This window comes from Clostridium chromiireducens (genome assembly GCF_003575225.1).
In the GTDB taxonomy this organism is placed as follows: domain Bacteria; phylum Bacillota; class Clostridia; order Clostridiales; family Clostridiaceae; genus Clostridium; species Clostridium chromiireducens.
Map to the genome: position 1 here is coordinate 61,729 of NZ_QXDJ01000006.1, position 15,779 is coordinate 77,507.

Annotated in this window: 15 protein-coding genes; 14 read left to right on the top strand and 1 reads right to left on the bottom strand. The window is 30.5% G+C overall.

The window, feature by feature from the left end; translation table 11 throughout:
- The 4 genes from truA to cwlD all read left to right on the top strand — a co-directional run bounded on the left by truA (position 1) and on the right by cwlD (position 2,609).
- Positions 1 to 735: a tRNA pseudouridine(38-40) synthase TruA gene (gene truA / locus D2A34_RS20920; protein WP_079437659.1), complete on the top strand. Its 735-nt coding sequence runs from the start codon at positions 1 to 3 to the stop codon at positions 733 to 735.
- A 156-nt stretch (positions 736 to 891) separates the two neighbouring features.
- Positions 892 to 1,326, top strand: coding sequence for a 50S ribosomal protein L13 (gene rplM, locus D2A34_RS20925; RefSeq protein WP_011967539.1), 435 nt, complete (start codon positions 892 to 894; stop codon positions 1,324 to 1,326).
- Between the two features lie 26 nt (positions 1,327 to 1,352).
- Positions 1,353 to 1,745 (top strand): 30S ribosomal protein S9, encoded by a 393-nt coding sequence (gene rpsI, locus D2A34_RS20930; RefSeq protein ID WP_119367833.1) that lies wholly within the window; start codon positions 1,353 to 1,355, stop codon positions 1,743 to 1,745.
- A 180-nt stretch (positions 1,746 to 1,925) separates the two neighbouring features.
- Positions 1,926 to 2,609: an N-acetylmuramoyl-L-alanine amidase CwlD gene (gene cwlD, locus D2A34_RS20935; RefSeq protein WP_079437661.1), complete on the top strand. Its 684-nt coding sequence runs from the start codon at positions 1,926 to 1,928 to the stop codon at positions 2,607 to 2,609.
- Here the strand turns inward: cwlD and D2A34_RS20940 are convergent.
- On the bottom strand, positions 2,584 to 2,769 hold the full coding sequence (locus D2A34_RS20940; RefSeq protein WP_119367834.1) for a hypothetical protein: 186 nt from the start codon (positions 2,767 to 2,769) through the stop codon (positions 2,584 to 2,586). The two genes, cwlD and D2A34_RS20940, sit on opposite strands and share 26 nt — an antisense overlap.
- A gap of 314 nt (positions 2,770 to 3,083) precedes the next feature.
- Between D2A34_RS20940 and D2A34_RS20945 the strand changes: the two genes are divergently transcribed.
- From D2A34_RS20945 to iadA, 10 genes are all read left to right on the top strand, one after another.
- Entirely contained in the window at positions 3,084 to 3,926 is an 843-nt protein-coding gene (locus D2A34_RS20945) for a fumarate hydratase (RefSeq protein ID WP_079437663.1), read from the top strand.
- Positions 3,927 to 4,077: 151 nt separating this feature from the next.
- Complete coding sequence (locus D2A34_RS20950; protein WP_079437664.1) at positions 4,078 to 4,635, top strand: Fe-S-containing hydro-lyase; 558 nt, start codon at positions 4,078 to 4,080, stop codon at positions 4,633 to 4,635.
- 42 nt (positions 4,636 to 4,677) lie between these two features.
- Positions 4,678 to 5,454: a tetratricopeptide repeat protein gene (locus D2A34_RS20955; RefSeq protein ID WP_119367835.1), complete on the top strand. Its 777-nt coding sequence runs from the start codon at positions 4,678 to 4,680 to the stop codon at positions 5,452 to 5,454.
- 66 nt (positions 5,455 to 5,520) lie between these two features.
- Positions 5,521 to 6,213, top strand: coding sequence for a response regulator transcription factor (locus tag D2A34_RS20960; RefSeq protein ID WP_079437666.1), 693 nt, complete (start codon positions 5,521 to 5,523; stop codon positions 6,211 to 6,213).
- A complete protein-coding gene (locus tag D2A34_RS20965) occupies positions 6,185 to 7,540 on the top strand; it encodes a sensor histidine kinase (protein ID WP_119367836.1) in 1,356 nt (451 codons plus the stop codon). The genes D2A34_RS20960 and D2A34_RS20965 overlap by 29 nt, the downstream gene beginning before the upstream one ends.
- A 196-nt stretch (positions 7,541 to 7,736) precedes the next feature.
- Positions 7,737 to 9,968 (top strand): ribonucleoside-diphosphate reductase subunit alpha, encoded by a 2,232-nt coding sequence (locus D2A34_RS20970; protein WP_079437668.1) that lies wholly within the window; start codon positions 7,737 to 7,739, stop codon positions 9,966 to 9,968.
- Between the two features lie 175 nt (positions 9,969 to 10,143).
- Complete coding sequence (locus D2A34_RS20975; RefSeq protein WP_079437669.1) at positions 10,144 to 11,178, top strand: ribonucleotide-diphosphate reductase subunit beta; 1,035 nt, start codon at positions 10,144 to 10,146, stop codon at positions 11,176 to 11,178.
- Positions 11,179 to 11,404: 226 nt separating this feature from the next.
- Positions 11,405 to 13,024: a phosphoenolpyruvate--protein phosphotransferase gene (gene ptsP / locus D2A34_RS20980; RefSeq protein WP_079437670.1), complete on the top strand. Its 1,620-nt coding sequence runs from the start codon at positions 11,405 to 11,407 to the stop codon at positions 13,022 to 13,024.
- A 149-nt stretch (positions 13,025 to 13,173) separates the two neighbouring features.
- Entirely contained in the window at positions 13,174 to 14,445 is a 1,272-nt protein-coding gene (locus tag D2A34_RS20985) for a hypothetical protein (RefSeq protein WP_119367837.1), read from the top strand.
- Positions 14,446 to 14,602: 157 nt separating this feature from the next.
- Positions 14,603 to 15,778: a beta-aspartyl-peptidase gene (gene iadA / locus D2A34_RS20990; protein ID WP_079437672.1), complete on the top strand. Its 1,176-nt coding sequence runs from the start codon at positions 14,603 to 14,605 to the stop codon at positions 15,776 to 15,778.
- The last annotated feature ends 1 nt before the right edge of the window (position 15,779 follow it).

Sequence of the window (15,779 nt, forward strand, 5' to 3'; positions counted from 1 at the left end):
ATGAGAAATATAAAATTAATAATTGAATTTGATGGAAGTGACTTTTGTGGATGGCAAAGACAGCCCAAGGGGAGAACTGTTCAGAAGGTAATAGAGACTGCAATATTTAAAGCCACTGGTGAAGAAATTATGATCAATGGAAGTTCTAGAACTGATGCAGGTGTTCATGCAAGGGAAATGGTTGCTAACTTTATCACTAATAGTACAATACCCGGAGATAAATTTAGAGAGGCTTTGAATACGAGGTTACCTGAAGATGTATCTATTATTAAATCAGAAGAAGTGGAAGAGAATTTTCATGCTCGATATTCGTCAAAAGGAAAGACATACTCTTATACTATTGTAAATAGATATGAAAGATTATCTTTAGGACATCAGTATTTATATCATTATAGATATAACTTGAATATTGATGAAATGAAGAAAGCTTGTCAATATTTCATGGGTAGTCACGATTTTAGGGCATTTATGTCTCCAGGGAGCTCAATAAAAACAACTGTAAGAAATATTAAGGAGCTTTATATTGAACAAAAAGGGGATAGAATAAAAATATTTATAACTGCTGACGGTTTTTTATACAATATGGTAAGAATTATAGTAGGAACATTACTAAAAATAGGTAATGGAAAATTAAAAGCAGAAGAAATCGAGAAGATAATAATCGAGGGCAATAGAAAACGAGCTGGAATGTGCGTGCCTCCAAATGGGTTGGTATTAGAAAAAGTTTTTTATTAAATGGCAAAAAAATGTTGACACGCCCGTGTGCGTGTATTATAATAAGTTTGTTTGTTAAATCATTTATGTATATAAGATCCACTAGCCCCGGGTCTTGACATAAAAAATTTTACTTAGAAAAGTAAATAATTAATGTAAGTTCAGGGAGGGAAACAGATGAAATCATACATTGCAAAAGCAAGTGAAATTGAAAGAAAATGGTATGTTGTTGATGCTGCTGGTAAGCCACTAGGTAGAGTTGCTAGCCAAGTTGCTTCAATTTTAAGAGGTAAAAATAAACCAACTTTTACACCTAATGTTGACTGCGGAGATTTTGTTATTGTAATTAACGCAGAAAAGGTTGTATTAACTGGTAAGAAGTTAGACCAAAAATTAATGAGAAAACATAGTTTATATCCAGGCGGATTAAAGGAAACTCCTTATAGAGTAGTATTAGACAAAAAACCTGAATTCGCTTTTGAAGAAGCTGTAAGAAGAATGCTTCCAAATGGTGTATTAGGAAGACAAATGTTAAAGAAATTAAACGTATATAGAGGTGCTGAACATAATCATGCAGCTCAAAAACCAGAAGTACTAGAATTAAGATACTAATACGATCTCGGGAGGAGGAAAAAGAAATGGCAAAAGTTCAATACATGGGAACTGGAAGAAGAAAGAAATCAGTTGCAAGAGTAAGACTTGTACCAGGAAGTGGTAAGGTTGTTGTAAATAAAAGAGAAATAGAAGGCTTTTTTGGTTTAGAAACATTAAGAGTTATCGTAAACCAACCATTAGTTTTAACTGGAACTAAAGATAGATTTGACGTTTTAGTAAATGTTCACGGTGGTGGATTTACAGGTCAAGCAGGAGCTATCAGACATGGTATAGCTAGAGCACTAGTTAAATCAGATGAAGCTTTAAAGTCAGAATTAAAGAAGGCTGGATTCTTAACTAGAGATCCAAGAATGAAGGAAAGAAAGAAATACGGTCTTAAAGCAGCAAGAAGAGCTCCACAATTCTCAAAGAGATAGTATTTGGAGTGCAGATTCCACAAACTTTATGTTTGTGGAATCTTTTTTATTATAAATAATTATTTTTATGGTAATAGTTGTATAGTGCAAGCAAAGAAATTATTATAAATGAATTTGAATAATTATAGTTAGATAGCAAACAATATCTTTAGAATAAAAATAATTGGAGGAATAATTAAAATGAAAATCAAAAGAATTGTGATGCTATTTTGTATAATCTGTTTAATATTCGGAGTACCAGTAAGAGTAAATGCAGACGAAAATAAAATTCAGAATATTATATTAATAGATCCAGGTCACGGAGGAATTGATGGAGGAGCTAAATCAAAAAATGGGACAATAGAAAAGGATATAAATTTAGCAATATCTACGAAATTAAAGAAGCAGTTAGAGGATCGAGGGTACAAAGTTTATATGACGCGAGAAGAAGATTCTGAGTTATCTTCTAAAAAGGCGAAGGACTTAGGTGCAAGATGTCAAATGAAGAAAGACACTAAATGTGATATATTTATTTCCATACACCAAAATATGTTTCCACAAGCAAATTGCTTCGGTGCCCAGGTTTGGTATTCGTCTAATGATAATAGTAAAATTTTAGCTGAAAATATTCAAGTTTCGCTAAAAGAAACAATAGACGATAAAAATAAAAGAGTTCCAAAAGCGGCTAGAGATCAATATAAGATACTACGAGATGGTTATGAAGGTGCATGTGTACTTGTTGAATGTGGTTTTCTATCAAACTATGAAGAAGAACAAAAACTAAAGAGTGATGAGCACCAAAGTAAAATAGTAGAAGGAATACTTGCTGGCGTTAATAAGTATTTTGAGAGTAGAAAGACTAATGATTTATATTCAGAGAAATAGGTCCAACTTTAATACTGTTAGTTGGTGTTCTATTTGAAGAGTAAGTTCTATTAATTAATAAAATTAAGTTATATAGAATTAAACAAATTAAAACTATAACTAAAAAGTAAATTATTACTGTTAGAATTTTATTTAAAGTATTATTATCACTGTTACTCATTGATGAACCCTCCTGCAGGATAAATTGACTATATTTAAGTATAGTAGCGTCAGAACATAAATATGAAAGTATAGAATAAAAATATTGACCATATTATTAATATATGTGTTATCTATTATTATATATTAATTCAAAAATTTACTGTGAGATATTATCACTGAATTGTAAGTACAAATATAAGTTTATTTAGGGTTGTAAATAGAGAGAAATGCTTTTAAACTTATATGTAGTAATAAGTATAAAAATAAGAATAGGATTAATATTAAATAGCAATTCTATTCTTATTGAAAGCAAAGAGTAGAGGAGCTGTATTAATGAGAGAAATTAATGTTGAATTAGTAGCAAGTGCTGTGAGAAATTTATCTATAGAGTCAAATTATTTTTTAGGATCAGACATTAAAGATGCATTGCAAAAGTCTAGAGAAGAAGAGCCATGGAAATTAGCATCAGAAGTCTTAGATAAGATAATAATTAACTCTGAAATTGCAAGTAATGAACAAATGCCTATGTGCCAAGATACGGGTATGGCTTGTGTTTTTGTAGAAATAGGACAAGATGTCCATTTGGTTGGAGGGAGAATAGAGGATGCTATTAATGAAGGGGTACGTAGAGGTTATGAGGAAGGTTTTTTAAGAAAGTCAGTTGTAGGAGACCCTATTAAAAGAATAAATACTAAGGATAATACACCAGCTGTGATATATTATGATATAGTTGATGGAGATAAAATCAAAATAACCCTAGCACCAAAAGGATTTGGATCGGAAAATATGAGTAAAATAGGTATGCTTAAACCTTCAGATGGATTAGAAGGTGTTAAGAAATTTATAATAGATACAGTTAAATCTGCAGGTCCTAATCCATGCCCACCAATGGTTGTAGGTGTCGGAATAGGAGGGACTTTTGATAAAGCAGCATATCTTGCTAAAAAGGCATTGCTTAGGCCTATAAATATTAGAAATAATGATGATTTCTATAAGGAATTGGAAATAGAGTTATTGGAAAAAATAAATGAACTAGGAATCGGTCCACAAGGTTTCGGAGGAAGAACTACAGCTTTGGGGTTGAATATTGAAACATATCCAACTCATATTGCAGGATTGCCGGTTGCAGTAAATATAAACTGTCACGCTACAAGACATAAAGAAGTTATAATATAAAATATTAGGATATAATTATTAATGCTAGTATTTTATGTGAAATAGAGAAGTTATATGTTAATATTTCAAGCAATTAATACTTGTATATTGGGTTACATATTTAAAGATAAGTGTAAATTTTAAAATTATTACGGCGCTGGAGGAAAGAATAATGGAAATAAAGTTGAAAACACCTCTTACAGAAGATAAAATACAAAATTTAAAGGCAGGAGACAGTGTGTTACTAAGTGGAGTAATTTATTCCGCGAGAGATGCAGCTCATAAAAGATTAATAGATTTGCTTAATGAAGGAAAAGAGCTACCTTTAAGCATAAAAGATGAAACAATATACTATGTTGGACCATCACCAGCAAAGCCTGGAAAAGTAATAGGATCTGCAGGACCTACTACTAGCTATAGAATGGATGCATATGCACCTACATTAATGGATCTTGGATTAAGAGGTATGATTGGTAAAGGTGCGCGAAATGATGAAGTAATTGATGCAATAAAAAGAAATAAAGCTATTTATTTTGGTGCTATTGGGGGTGCAGCTGCACTAATAGGAAAAAGCATTATCAAATCAGAAGTGATAGCATATGAAGATTTAGGTGCTGAAGCTATAAGGAAAATGGAAATTAAAGATATGCCACTAGTTGTCATTATAGATGCTAATGGAAACAATCTTTATGATATTGGGCAGCAAGAGTATTTAAATTCAGCTAAGTAAGGGAAGTTAGTGTAAAGCCATATTAAGAAAAAGGAGAAACATATGGATAGAATCAAGTTGCTAGGAAAAGAGAAAAGTAAGAGAATGCTATTAATTATTTTAGTGCTAATTGCCCTAGGGGTAATATCTTATCAGTTATTAGAAAATAGAAGAAATAGAAGCATCCAAGGTAATGATGAAAGGCAAGAAGAGGCAATCAGCCCTCAAAGTAAAGAAGAATCAAGCAATAGTGGAAGTGAGGAAAAATTAAACAAAACTATTGAAAAAGATGCTGAAATAATTGATAGTTCTAGTAGTAAGAACCAATTGAATAAGGAGAAGGAATATTCATCCAAAGAAAATGAATTATATAATGAAGCTTATAAGTTATTTTTTTCTCATGAATATTCTAAAGCAATTAGTAAAGCGAATGATCTTGTAAGTGAGTTTCCTGGCAATGCCATGGGATATAATATAAGAGGAATTTCAAAAGCTTATAATGGTGATTATGATGGTGGCATGAATGATATAGATAAGTCTCTTAATATAAATAGTAACTATGGCTATGCACGATTTAATAAAGCACTCGTATATGAGCTATATGGAAACATGGATAAAGCATTAGAGTGGTATAATAAAGCATTAGAAATTGAAGAGTATGTATGGAGTTATTATGGGATAGCATCTATCTATGGAAGAAGAGGGGATGTTAAGAATACAATGATATACTTAAATAAAGCAATAAAGTTGGATTCGGGTGTTAAGGAAGTAGCAAAGAATGAAGAGGATTTTAATCCGGTCAAAAATTCAAAGGAATTTCAAAATGCAGTATATAATTGATCAAATTTATAGGTTCAACAGGGATTAGTAATATACTTTATAAAAGTGGCTTTAGGAGGAATTAACATGTTTAACGTATTAGTAGTTGACGATGAAAAGGAAATACGAGATGCAATTGAAATATATTTAAGAGGCGAAAACTTAAAAGTGTTTAAAGCTGAAGATGGTCTAGAAGCTTTGGATATTCTTGAAGATGAGAAGATACATTTAATAATATTAGATATAATGATGCCTAGGCTTGATGGAATACGTACCTGCTTGAAAATAAGAGAAAAACTAAATTTACCTATAATAATGCTATCTGCAAAGGGTGAGGATTCAGATAAGATATTAGGATTAAATGTAGGTGCAGATGATTATATAACTAAGCCGTTTAATCATCTAGAGCTTGTGGCAAGAGTTAAATCACAACTTAGACGATATGAAAAGCCATTAAGCGTTGAAGAGGGAAAGGATATAATTAAGGTTAAGGATTTAGTTATAGACACTATTGCTAAAAAAATTACATTAAGGGGAGAAGAGGTTAAAGTAACAGCTACAGAATACAAGATACTTCACCTATTGGCATCAAACTTAGGAAAAGTATTTTCTATAAAAGAAATATATGAAAATGTATGGGAAGAAATATTTTATAAAAGCGAAAATACAGTTACGGTCCACATTAGAAGAATAAGAGAGAAGATTGAGATTAACACAAAAGAGCCTGAATATATTAAGGTGGTGTGGGGAATTGGATATAAGATTGAGAAGGAAGATTAAAGTATATTTTAGCAGTATTTACTTAATAGATATATTGATTATAGCGCTAATAACATTAATTCTATTTTCAATTTTAGGAGATTATATACAGATAAATAAGGCACAACACGATTTAGCTGCAGACAAAATTAGAAGTAATGCATTGGGGTTAAGCGCATTGTTCTGTATATATATGGGGTTCATCGCAAAGGCTTTTCTTATAGTTAAAAAGAATCCTAAATCGCCCAAAATTCAATCTAATTTCATAAACAATATGATCTTTGTAATGAAAAAAGGATTGCAATATAAGGAAACAAGGAATACCTTATTAATATCCGTATCTTTAGCAATGATACTACTAATCGTATATTTATATTTTTTAGCCACTGGTGGATACGAAAACAATATATTTGTTAGATTCTTTCAGACGTATCCCTTTAAAGGTAGTATATTTGTTATTATTATACTATTTATTACAATGATGTATGCACTAAAAAAGACTTTAGATATTATTGTGGTAAATGATGCGCTGAGGAAAGTTTGTGAAGGGAATTTACAAGAGGATATTAAACTAGATGGTTCGCCTGCTATAAAAGAGTTAGCAGAAAATATCAATTTGTTAAAAGCTGGGTATAAGGAAATTTTAGAAAATGGTGTTCATAATGAGAAGTTAAAGACTGAATTAATATCTAATGTATCCCATGATTTAAAAACCCCATTAACTTCGATAATTAATTATGTAAACATACTAAAGAGTAGCGATATAACAGAAGAAGAAAGAGCAGAATATTTATTAATCTTAGAAAAAAAATCTTTAAAATTAAAGGCTTTAATTGAGGATCTATTTGAAATGTCAAAGATTAATAGTGGGAAGATTAAATTAAACAGAGAACTAATAGATATTTTATCTTTAATATATCAGGGAGTAGGGGAATATAGCACTTTATATGAAGAAAAAAACATATCTTTTAAAGTGACAAGTGAAGAAGATGCAGTATACATGGAACTTGATGGTAAGATGATGTCTAGAGCGATAGAAAATATAATAATCAATGCTTTGAAATATTCTCTAAATAATACTAGAGTATATATAGACATTAAATCAGAAAATGATTATATTATAATTGGCGTAAAAAATATATCAAATTATGAAATGGACTTTAATGAAGATGAAATGTTTGAACGTTTTGCAAGAGGTGATAAATCCAGAAACTCAAAAATTGAAGGTTCAGGATTAGGTCTTGCCATAACTAAGAGTATAGTTGAACTTCATGGTGGAGAAGTTAAGATAAAAAAAGAAGGAGATATGTTTAAAATTTATCTAATACTTCCTTTAAGTAAGGGATAGTAGATATTAATAAACAAAATATATCAATTAAGTAGTTAATCTATGTAAAATTAAAGATTAACTACTTTTTTCATACATATCTATAAATTTTAGCGTTTTACAAATATTATATCAACAATTATAATATACAATATGTTGTATATAAGATATGAATTATATATAAAAAACACAATATGTGGTGGAGGAAGATTAGAAGATGTCAACTATAAATCAACTATGCAAGGATGCAATTTCTGAAATTAAAGATAAAGAAGGAGTTTATACTGAGGAAAAATTATTAGCTGCATTAGATCATATTATTAGAGATGGAATGAACAGTAGTGATATAAGGAAATCATTAATTCAAGTTTCATTAGAATTAACTACAGATATGGAGCCGAATTGGCAATATGTAGCGGCTAAGGTATATACATATGAATTGTATAATAAGATAAGGTCTATTAGAAACTTAGATAAAGAAGCAGATTTATACAAAAATTATTATGAATTTATAAAAGATTTAACTAGTAGAGGTCTGTATGGAGAATATATTCTTGAGAATTATTCAAAAGAGGATATTTTAGAGTTAGAGAAGGAGATAAAAGGGGAACGGGACTTTTTATTTAATTATAGTGGAATAAATCTTTTATCAAAGAGATATTTAGTTCAGGATTATAATAGGGATGCTATTGAACTTCCTCAACAAATGTTTATGGGAATAGCTATGCATCTTGCTATTCCTGAAAAGAAAGAGAATAGGGTATATTGGGCAAAGAGATTTTATGATGTGTTAAGTTCTTTAAAGGCAACCATGGCGACACCAACAATGTCTAATGCAAGAAAACCATTTTATCAGTTAAGTTCATGTTTTGTAGATTCTGTAGAAGATAGCTTAGAAGGAATTTATAAATCACTTGATAATTTTGCTAAGGTATCGAAATTTGGTGGAGGTATGGGAATCTATATGGGAAAAATCAGAGCATTAGGTTCTCCTATTAGAGGATTTAAAGGAGCGTCAGGAGGAATAATTCCTTGGGTCAAATTATTTAATGATACAGCTATAGCTGTGGATCAATTAGGTGTTAGAAATGGATCTGTTGCTATATGGCTTGATGCATGGCATAAGGATATTCCTGAATTTCTTCAAATAAGAACTAATAATGGAGATGATAGAAAGAAGGCTCATGATGTATTCCCAGGTCTTTGTTATCCGGATTTATTTTGGAGGCTTGCTGAAAATGACATAGATGCTGATTGGTATATGATGTGTCCATATGAAATTAAATCTATTAAAGGATACGCTTTAGAAGATTTTTATGGTGAAGAATGGGAAGAAAAATATTATGAATGTGTTAATGATGAGAGAATAGAAAAACGAATAATGTCTGTAAAGGACTTGGTTAGATTAATTATTAAGAGTGCAGCTGAAACAGGAGCACCATTTGCATTTTATAGAGATACTGCAAATAAAATGAATCCAAATAAGCATAAAGGGATGATATATTCCTCAAATTTATGTACGGAAATAATGCAGAATATGAGTCCAATGACAATGCAAAAGAGCCAGATATTAAAGGAAGACGATTGTTATACAGTAGTAGAAAAGATAGTACCAGGAGATTTCGTTGTATGTAATCTATCATCAGTAGTCCTCGGTAATGTAGATGTTCTAAATGATGAAGAAATGGAGTATGTAATAGAGACTCAAGTTAGAGCTATGGATAATGTCATAGATCTAAATTATTACTCTGTCCCATTTGCTGAGATTACAAATAAAAAATATAGAGCGGTAGGGCTTGGTACAAGTGGATATCATCATATGCTTGCTAACAATAAGATTCATTGGACAGAAGAGGAACATAAAAGTTTTACAGATGCAGTCTATGAAAAAATAAACTATTTTGCCATAAAAGCAAGTATGGAAATATCAAAAGAAAAGGGAGCTTATGAATTATTTACAGGATCTGATTGGGATAATGGTAATTATTTTGAATTGAGAAAATATAATGATATAAGATGGAATGAGTTAAGAGTTCAGGTTAATGAATTTGGAATGAGGAATGGATACTTAATCGCTATAGCACCAAATGGATCAACAGCAACTATTGCAGGAACGTCGGAAGGAATTGATCCTATTATGGCTAGATTTTATTTAGAAGAGAAAAAAGGTAGTATAATTCCGAAGACAGCACCAAATCTTTCAGAAGAAAATTACTGGTATTATAATTCTGCTTACAATATAGAGCAAACATGGTCAGTAAAAATGAATGGTATACGCCAAAGACATATAGATCAAGGTCAATCATTTAATCTTTACATAACAAATAATTATACTATGAGGCAGATAATGAACTTATATATACAGGCTTGCAAGAGTGGGGTTAAATCTATTTATTATGTTAGATCAAAATCACTAGAAGTAACTGAATGTGAAACATGTTCAGCTTAACTTCTTTAAAAAATGATTTGGTGTGAATCGCTTACTCAGCGAGTGAATTGCGAGTCGAGTTTCCTTTAGGGCGCTCCAAATCGTGTATTTGGCCGGCGGAACTTATGCAAGGCGAAAGTAGATAAATAAGAGTCAATTTTTTAAATATGATACAAGAACAGGAGAATTAACCAGTATGAGTATAAACAAAAAACCTCTTTTTAATGAATTCGGAGATAGAGAGATTAGTAAGAAGAGACTTATAAACGGTAATACAACGAATTTAAATGATTTTAATAATATGAAATATAATTGGGTTTCAGATTGGTATAGACAAAGTATGAATAACTTTTGGATACCAGAAGAAATTAATCTTTCACAAGATTTAAAGGATTATCAAAATTTATTAGATGAAGAAAGAATAGCATATGATAAAATATTATCATTTTTAATATTTTTGGATTCTATTCAAACAGCTAATTTAAGCAATATAAATAATTATATAACAGCAAGTGAAATTAATCTTTGTTTGACAATTCAAAGTTTCCAAGAAGCTGTACACTCTCAAAGTTATAGTTATATGCTTGACAGCATATGCTCACCTGAGAAGCGAAATGAAATACTTTATCAATGGAAAGATGATGAAATACTATTAAATAGAAATAAATTTATAGGGGATCTATACAACGAATTTATAAATAATCCTACCAAGCATACTTTACTAAAAACTATTATGGCTAACTATATACTAGAGGGCATTTATTTCTATTCTGGATTTATGTTTTTTTATAATTTAGAGAGAAACGGCAAGATGCCGGGATCAGCTCAAGAAATTAGGTATATAAATAGAGATGAAAATACTCATCTCTGGTTATTCAGGAATATCATAAGAGAATTACAAAATGAAAATCCTGAACTATTTACAAGAGAGGTAAAGAAAGAATTGTCGGAAATGATGAAAACTGGTGTAGAGCAAGAAATTTTATGGGGACGTTATGTTATTGGGGATAAGATACAAGGAATAAATAAACAATTAATAGAAGATTATATAAAATATCTAGGAAATAAGAGATTAAAAGAGATAGGCCTAGAACCACTTTTTAGTGAACATAATGAAAATCCAGCTTTATGGGTAGATATTCAATCAAATGCTAACTCGGTAAAGACAGATTTCTTTGAAGCAAGGTCTACAGCCTATGCAAAATCCACAACTTTAGTTGATGATTTGTAAATTAGACTTATTAAAATGATTAAATAATAGAAAAAAATGGATAAAAACTATATTGTGTATGACTTTTTAGTAAAAAATCATAAAAAAACGGTTAAATTAAGTTAATTTTTTTGTGAATTATGTTATAATAGAAAGGGTTTATACTTAAAATAAGACTTGCAATATACAAAAATGTAAAAATTAATATTTTATAACAAAATTTACAATCAAGGAGGAGTTCCAAATTATGAAAAAAGGTATTGCGGCTTCTAAGGGTTATGCAATAGGTAAGGTATTTTTACAAGAAAACGAAGAAATCGTTATAAATGATACTAAAATTGCAGATATAGGTGCAGAAAAAGAAAAGATGCAAAAAGCATTAGATGATTCTAAAGCACAATTAGAAATCATTAAAGCAAAAGCAGAAAAAGAAATGGGTGCAGAAAAAGCAGCTGTTTTTGAAGCACATATAACATTATTAGATGACCCAGAATTTACTGGAGCTATGATGATGGAAATTGAGAATAATAGCGTTAATGGATTAAAGGCAATTGAAAGTGTGACAAGTACTTTTGTTGCAATATTTGAATCTATGGATGATGAATATATGAGAGAAAGAGCTGCAGATATTAAAGATGTATCTAAGAGAATAATATCAAATTTTGCAGGTAAGGGTGGAGACTCTTTTGCAATAACTGAAAATAATACAATAGTAGTAGCTCATGACTTAACTCCATCTGATACAGCAGGATTAGATAGAAGTAAAGTTGTAGGATTTATTACAAACATTGGTGGAAGAACTTCACATGCAGCAATAATGGCTAGAACTTTAGAAATTCCAGCTGTACTTGGATTAGGTGATATAACTGAATGTGTTAAGACAGGAGATGCAGTTATTGTTGATGGATTAACTGGGGATGTAATTATAAATCCTTCAGAAGAAGTTATAGCAGAATACAAAGCTAAAAAAGAAAAATTCCAAGCAGAACAAGAAGAATTAAAGAAATTAATAGATGTTAAAACAACAACTAAATCAGGTAGAAGAATTGAAGTTTGTGGAAACATCGGTCAGCCAGAAGATGTTCTTGGTGTTTTAGCAAATGGTGGAGATGGTGTAGGATTATTCAGAACAGAATTCCTATACATGGATAGAGATAGTGCTCCAACAGAAGACGAACAATATGAATCATATAAATTCGTTCTTGAAAAAATGGAAGGTAAGCAAGTTGTAATAAGAACACTAGATATCGGTGGAGATAAAACACTTCCATACTTACCATTACCAGAAGAAATGAATCCATTCTTAGGATATAGAGCAATAAGACTTTGCTTAGATAGAAAAGACATATTTAAAGTTCAGTTAAGAGCATTACTTAGAGCTTCTATATACGGAAATCTTGCAGTTATGTTCCCAATGATTTCTGGATTAGAAGAATTTGAGCAAGCAAAAGAAGTTGTTGAAGAATGTAAGGCGGAATTAAAGGCTGAAGGAAAAGAATATTCAGAAAAGATTCAATGGGGTATAATGGTTGAAATCCCTGCAGCAGCTGTTTATGCTGATGAATTAGCTAAGCATGTAGACTTCTTCTCAATTGGAACAAATGATTTAATTCAATATACTTTAGCGGCTGATAGAATGAGCGAAAAAGTTTCATATCTTTATAATCCAATGCATCCAGCAGTACTTAGATTAATAAAGATGACTATAGATGGAGCTCATAAGCACGGTAAATGGGTTGGAATGTGCGGAGAAATGGCTGGAGATGAAGCAGCTATCGCAACATTGGTTGAATATGGATTAGATGAGTTCTCAATGAGTGCAACATCAATCTTAAATGCTAAGAAGATAATGTTAGAGCAAGAATAATATAGAATATATCGTTTATATAATTAAGGCTATCTCAATATTAAGTGAGGTAGCTTTAATTTTTATATTTAATTATGATAATTAAATACGCTATAATATATTATAAAATAATAAAATATCTTGTATTAAGGATAATTAAGGGGAATTTTATGGATAAAAAGGCTAGAAGAGCTTATGATAAGGCTATGAATTACTGTGAGAAAGGAAAAATAAATAAAGCCTTGAATATATGTGAAGATATATTATTAGAGGGGTTAAATAATTCAAGTGTATTGAACTTTAAAGGACTTTTATTGTATCAAAAAGGAGAGTTGAATGAAGCAATTACTATTTGGAATATGAATAGAGATTTAAATAATGATAATGTTGCAAGGAACTACATAAAGGATGCAGTTGCTGATGAGAAGAGGTTAGAGTTATATAAACGAGGAGAGCAGGAATTAAAACAATTAAAAGTTGATAAAGCACTGGAGTTGTTTATGAGATGTGTAGAAAGCGATTTTAATGCAATTAAAGTAAATACTGGAATTGCTATGTGTTATCAAAAAAAGGGTGATTTTTATAAAGCAAAAGAATATGTAGATAAAGCTTTAAGGATAGACAAAGGTGCAATCACGGCAAGAAACCTCCAAAAGGAATTAAAAGAGAGTGGAATATATATAGATGGTGGAAATTTTTCAAAAGGCGTATTATTGGGAATTACAATTTTAATCACCGTGGTTGCTATTGTAATTGGGGGATACACAGTTATATCAAAATACAAAAATGTGGATTCGAATAATATTGCAGAAGAGGTCAAAAAGAATGAAGGTGACGTGAATGAGGAAGTTAAGGAATCAGAAGTCAAAGGTAGCACACGGTCTGATTTAGAAGTATCACAAGAAGCAAAAAATAATACCCAAAAGAATGGTTTTAATAAAGATAAGGCAAAATTATTAATAGATAATAATGATTTAGTTGGCCTGTTCGAACAACTAAAGGATGTTAAGCAGGAAAGCATAAGCAATGAAGATTTTGAAGTATATGAAAAGTCTATTGATTTGATGAAAAACCAAGGTGTATCACAGTTTTATGAAAATGGACTAAGGAGTTTCAATGAAAATAATTATTCTGAGGCAAAAATTTCCTTAGATAAAGCATATATATATTGTGAAGGAAATAGTTTAAAAGAGCACATATTATTCTACAGAGCGAGTAGTGCTTCTAAGTTACCTGATAGTTCTGACGCAATAGGCGAATATGAGGAGTATTATAAGCTGTACCCTAAAGGTGTGTATACACAAGAGGCTTTATATGATTTGACATTATTAACCAATTTGGTAGATAAGCAGAAGAGTATAAATTATGCAAAGATATTAATTAATAACTATCCAGATTCGATTTATGCAAATGATACTATTAAAGGAATAGTTAATGAATAAAATGGTGTTTTATCTTGAAAATTATTCCACTAATAATTAATTAATAAATTGATGTCATATTAACATATGTATTAGGAAAAGATAATTATACAATAAACACATTAGGATAAACGTGATTGTTAACTAGTATATATTTAGAAGAAGGATAGGTGAGAATATGATCTCAATAATTAAAGGATGTAATGTGTATGCACCTAAGCATCTTGGAATAAAGGATGTTATGATATCTGGTGGAAAGATAGAAGGTATATATGACGATCTTAATATTGAAAATGAGTTACTTGATATTGAGATTATTGATGGTAAAAATAAATTACTATTTCCAGGATTCATAGATGGCCATGTTCACATTATAGGTGCTGGAGGTGAAGGCGGATATAATACAAGAACGCCAGAAATGCCATTATCTAGCTTAGTGAAAGCTGGGATAACTACAGTTATTGGATGCATAGGCACAGATGGGATATGTAGAAGTATGAAGGCATTGATAGCCAAGGCAAAGGCACTAAAACAAGATGGTATGTCTGCATACTGTTTAACTGGTTCTTATGAATTGCCAGTCCAAACAGTAACAGATTCAATTAAAAATGATTTGATGCTGGTTGAAGAAATAATTGGAATTGGAGAAATAGCTATTTCAGACCATAGAAGCTCTCAACCAACTTTTGATGTATTTGCAAAAGCAGTAGCCGAAAGTAGAGTTGGAGGGTTGTTATCAAATAAGAGTGGAATTGTTAATATACATTTAGGTGAAGGAGATAGAAAGTTAAATTATTTATTTGAATTAATAGATAAAACAGAAATTCCTGCAACTCAATTGTTGCCAACACATATTAATAGAAATGGAGAACTTTTTGAAAGTGGCTTAGAATATGTTAAAAAAGGTGGATTTATTGATTTAACCACAAGCTGTGATTTAGATAATTTAGCAGAAGGTGAACTTAGAGCTGGTGATGGTTTAAAAAAATATTTGAATGAAAAACTACCTATAGAACATATAACTTTTACTTCAGACGGAAATGGGAGCATGGAGAAGTTCGATAAAGATGGAAAATTAGCAGGATATGAAATATGTTCGGTATCAACATTATATAAAGAAATTAAATATGCAATTACTGAACGAAATGTTCCAATCGATGATGCGATTAAGGTAGTAACATCGAATGTTGCAAAAATTATGAAACTTAAAAATAAAGGGTATATTGAGAGTGGAAAAGATGCAGATTTAGTAATGGTGGATGAAAAAAACTTAGATATACAAATGGTTCTGGCAAATGGAAAAAAAATGATGGAGAATGGAGAAGTTATCGCAAAAGGCTTTTTTGAGGAGTGAA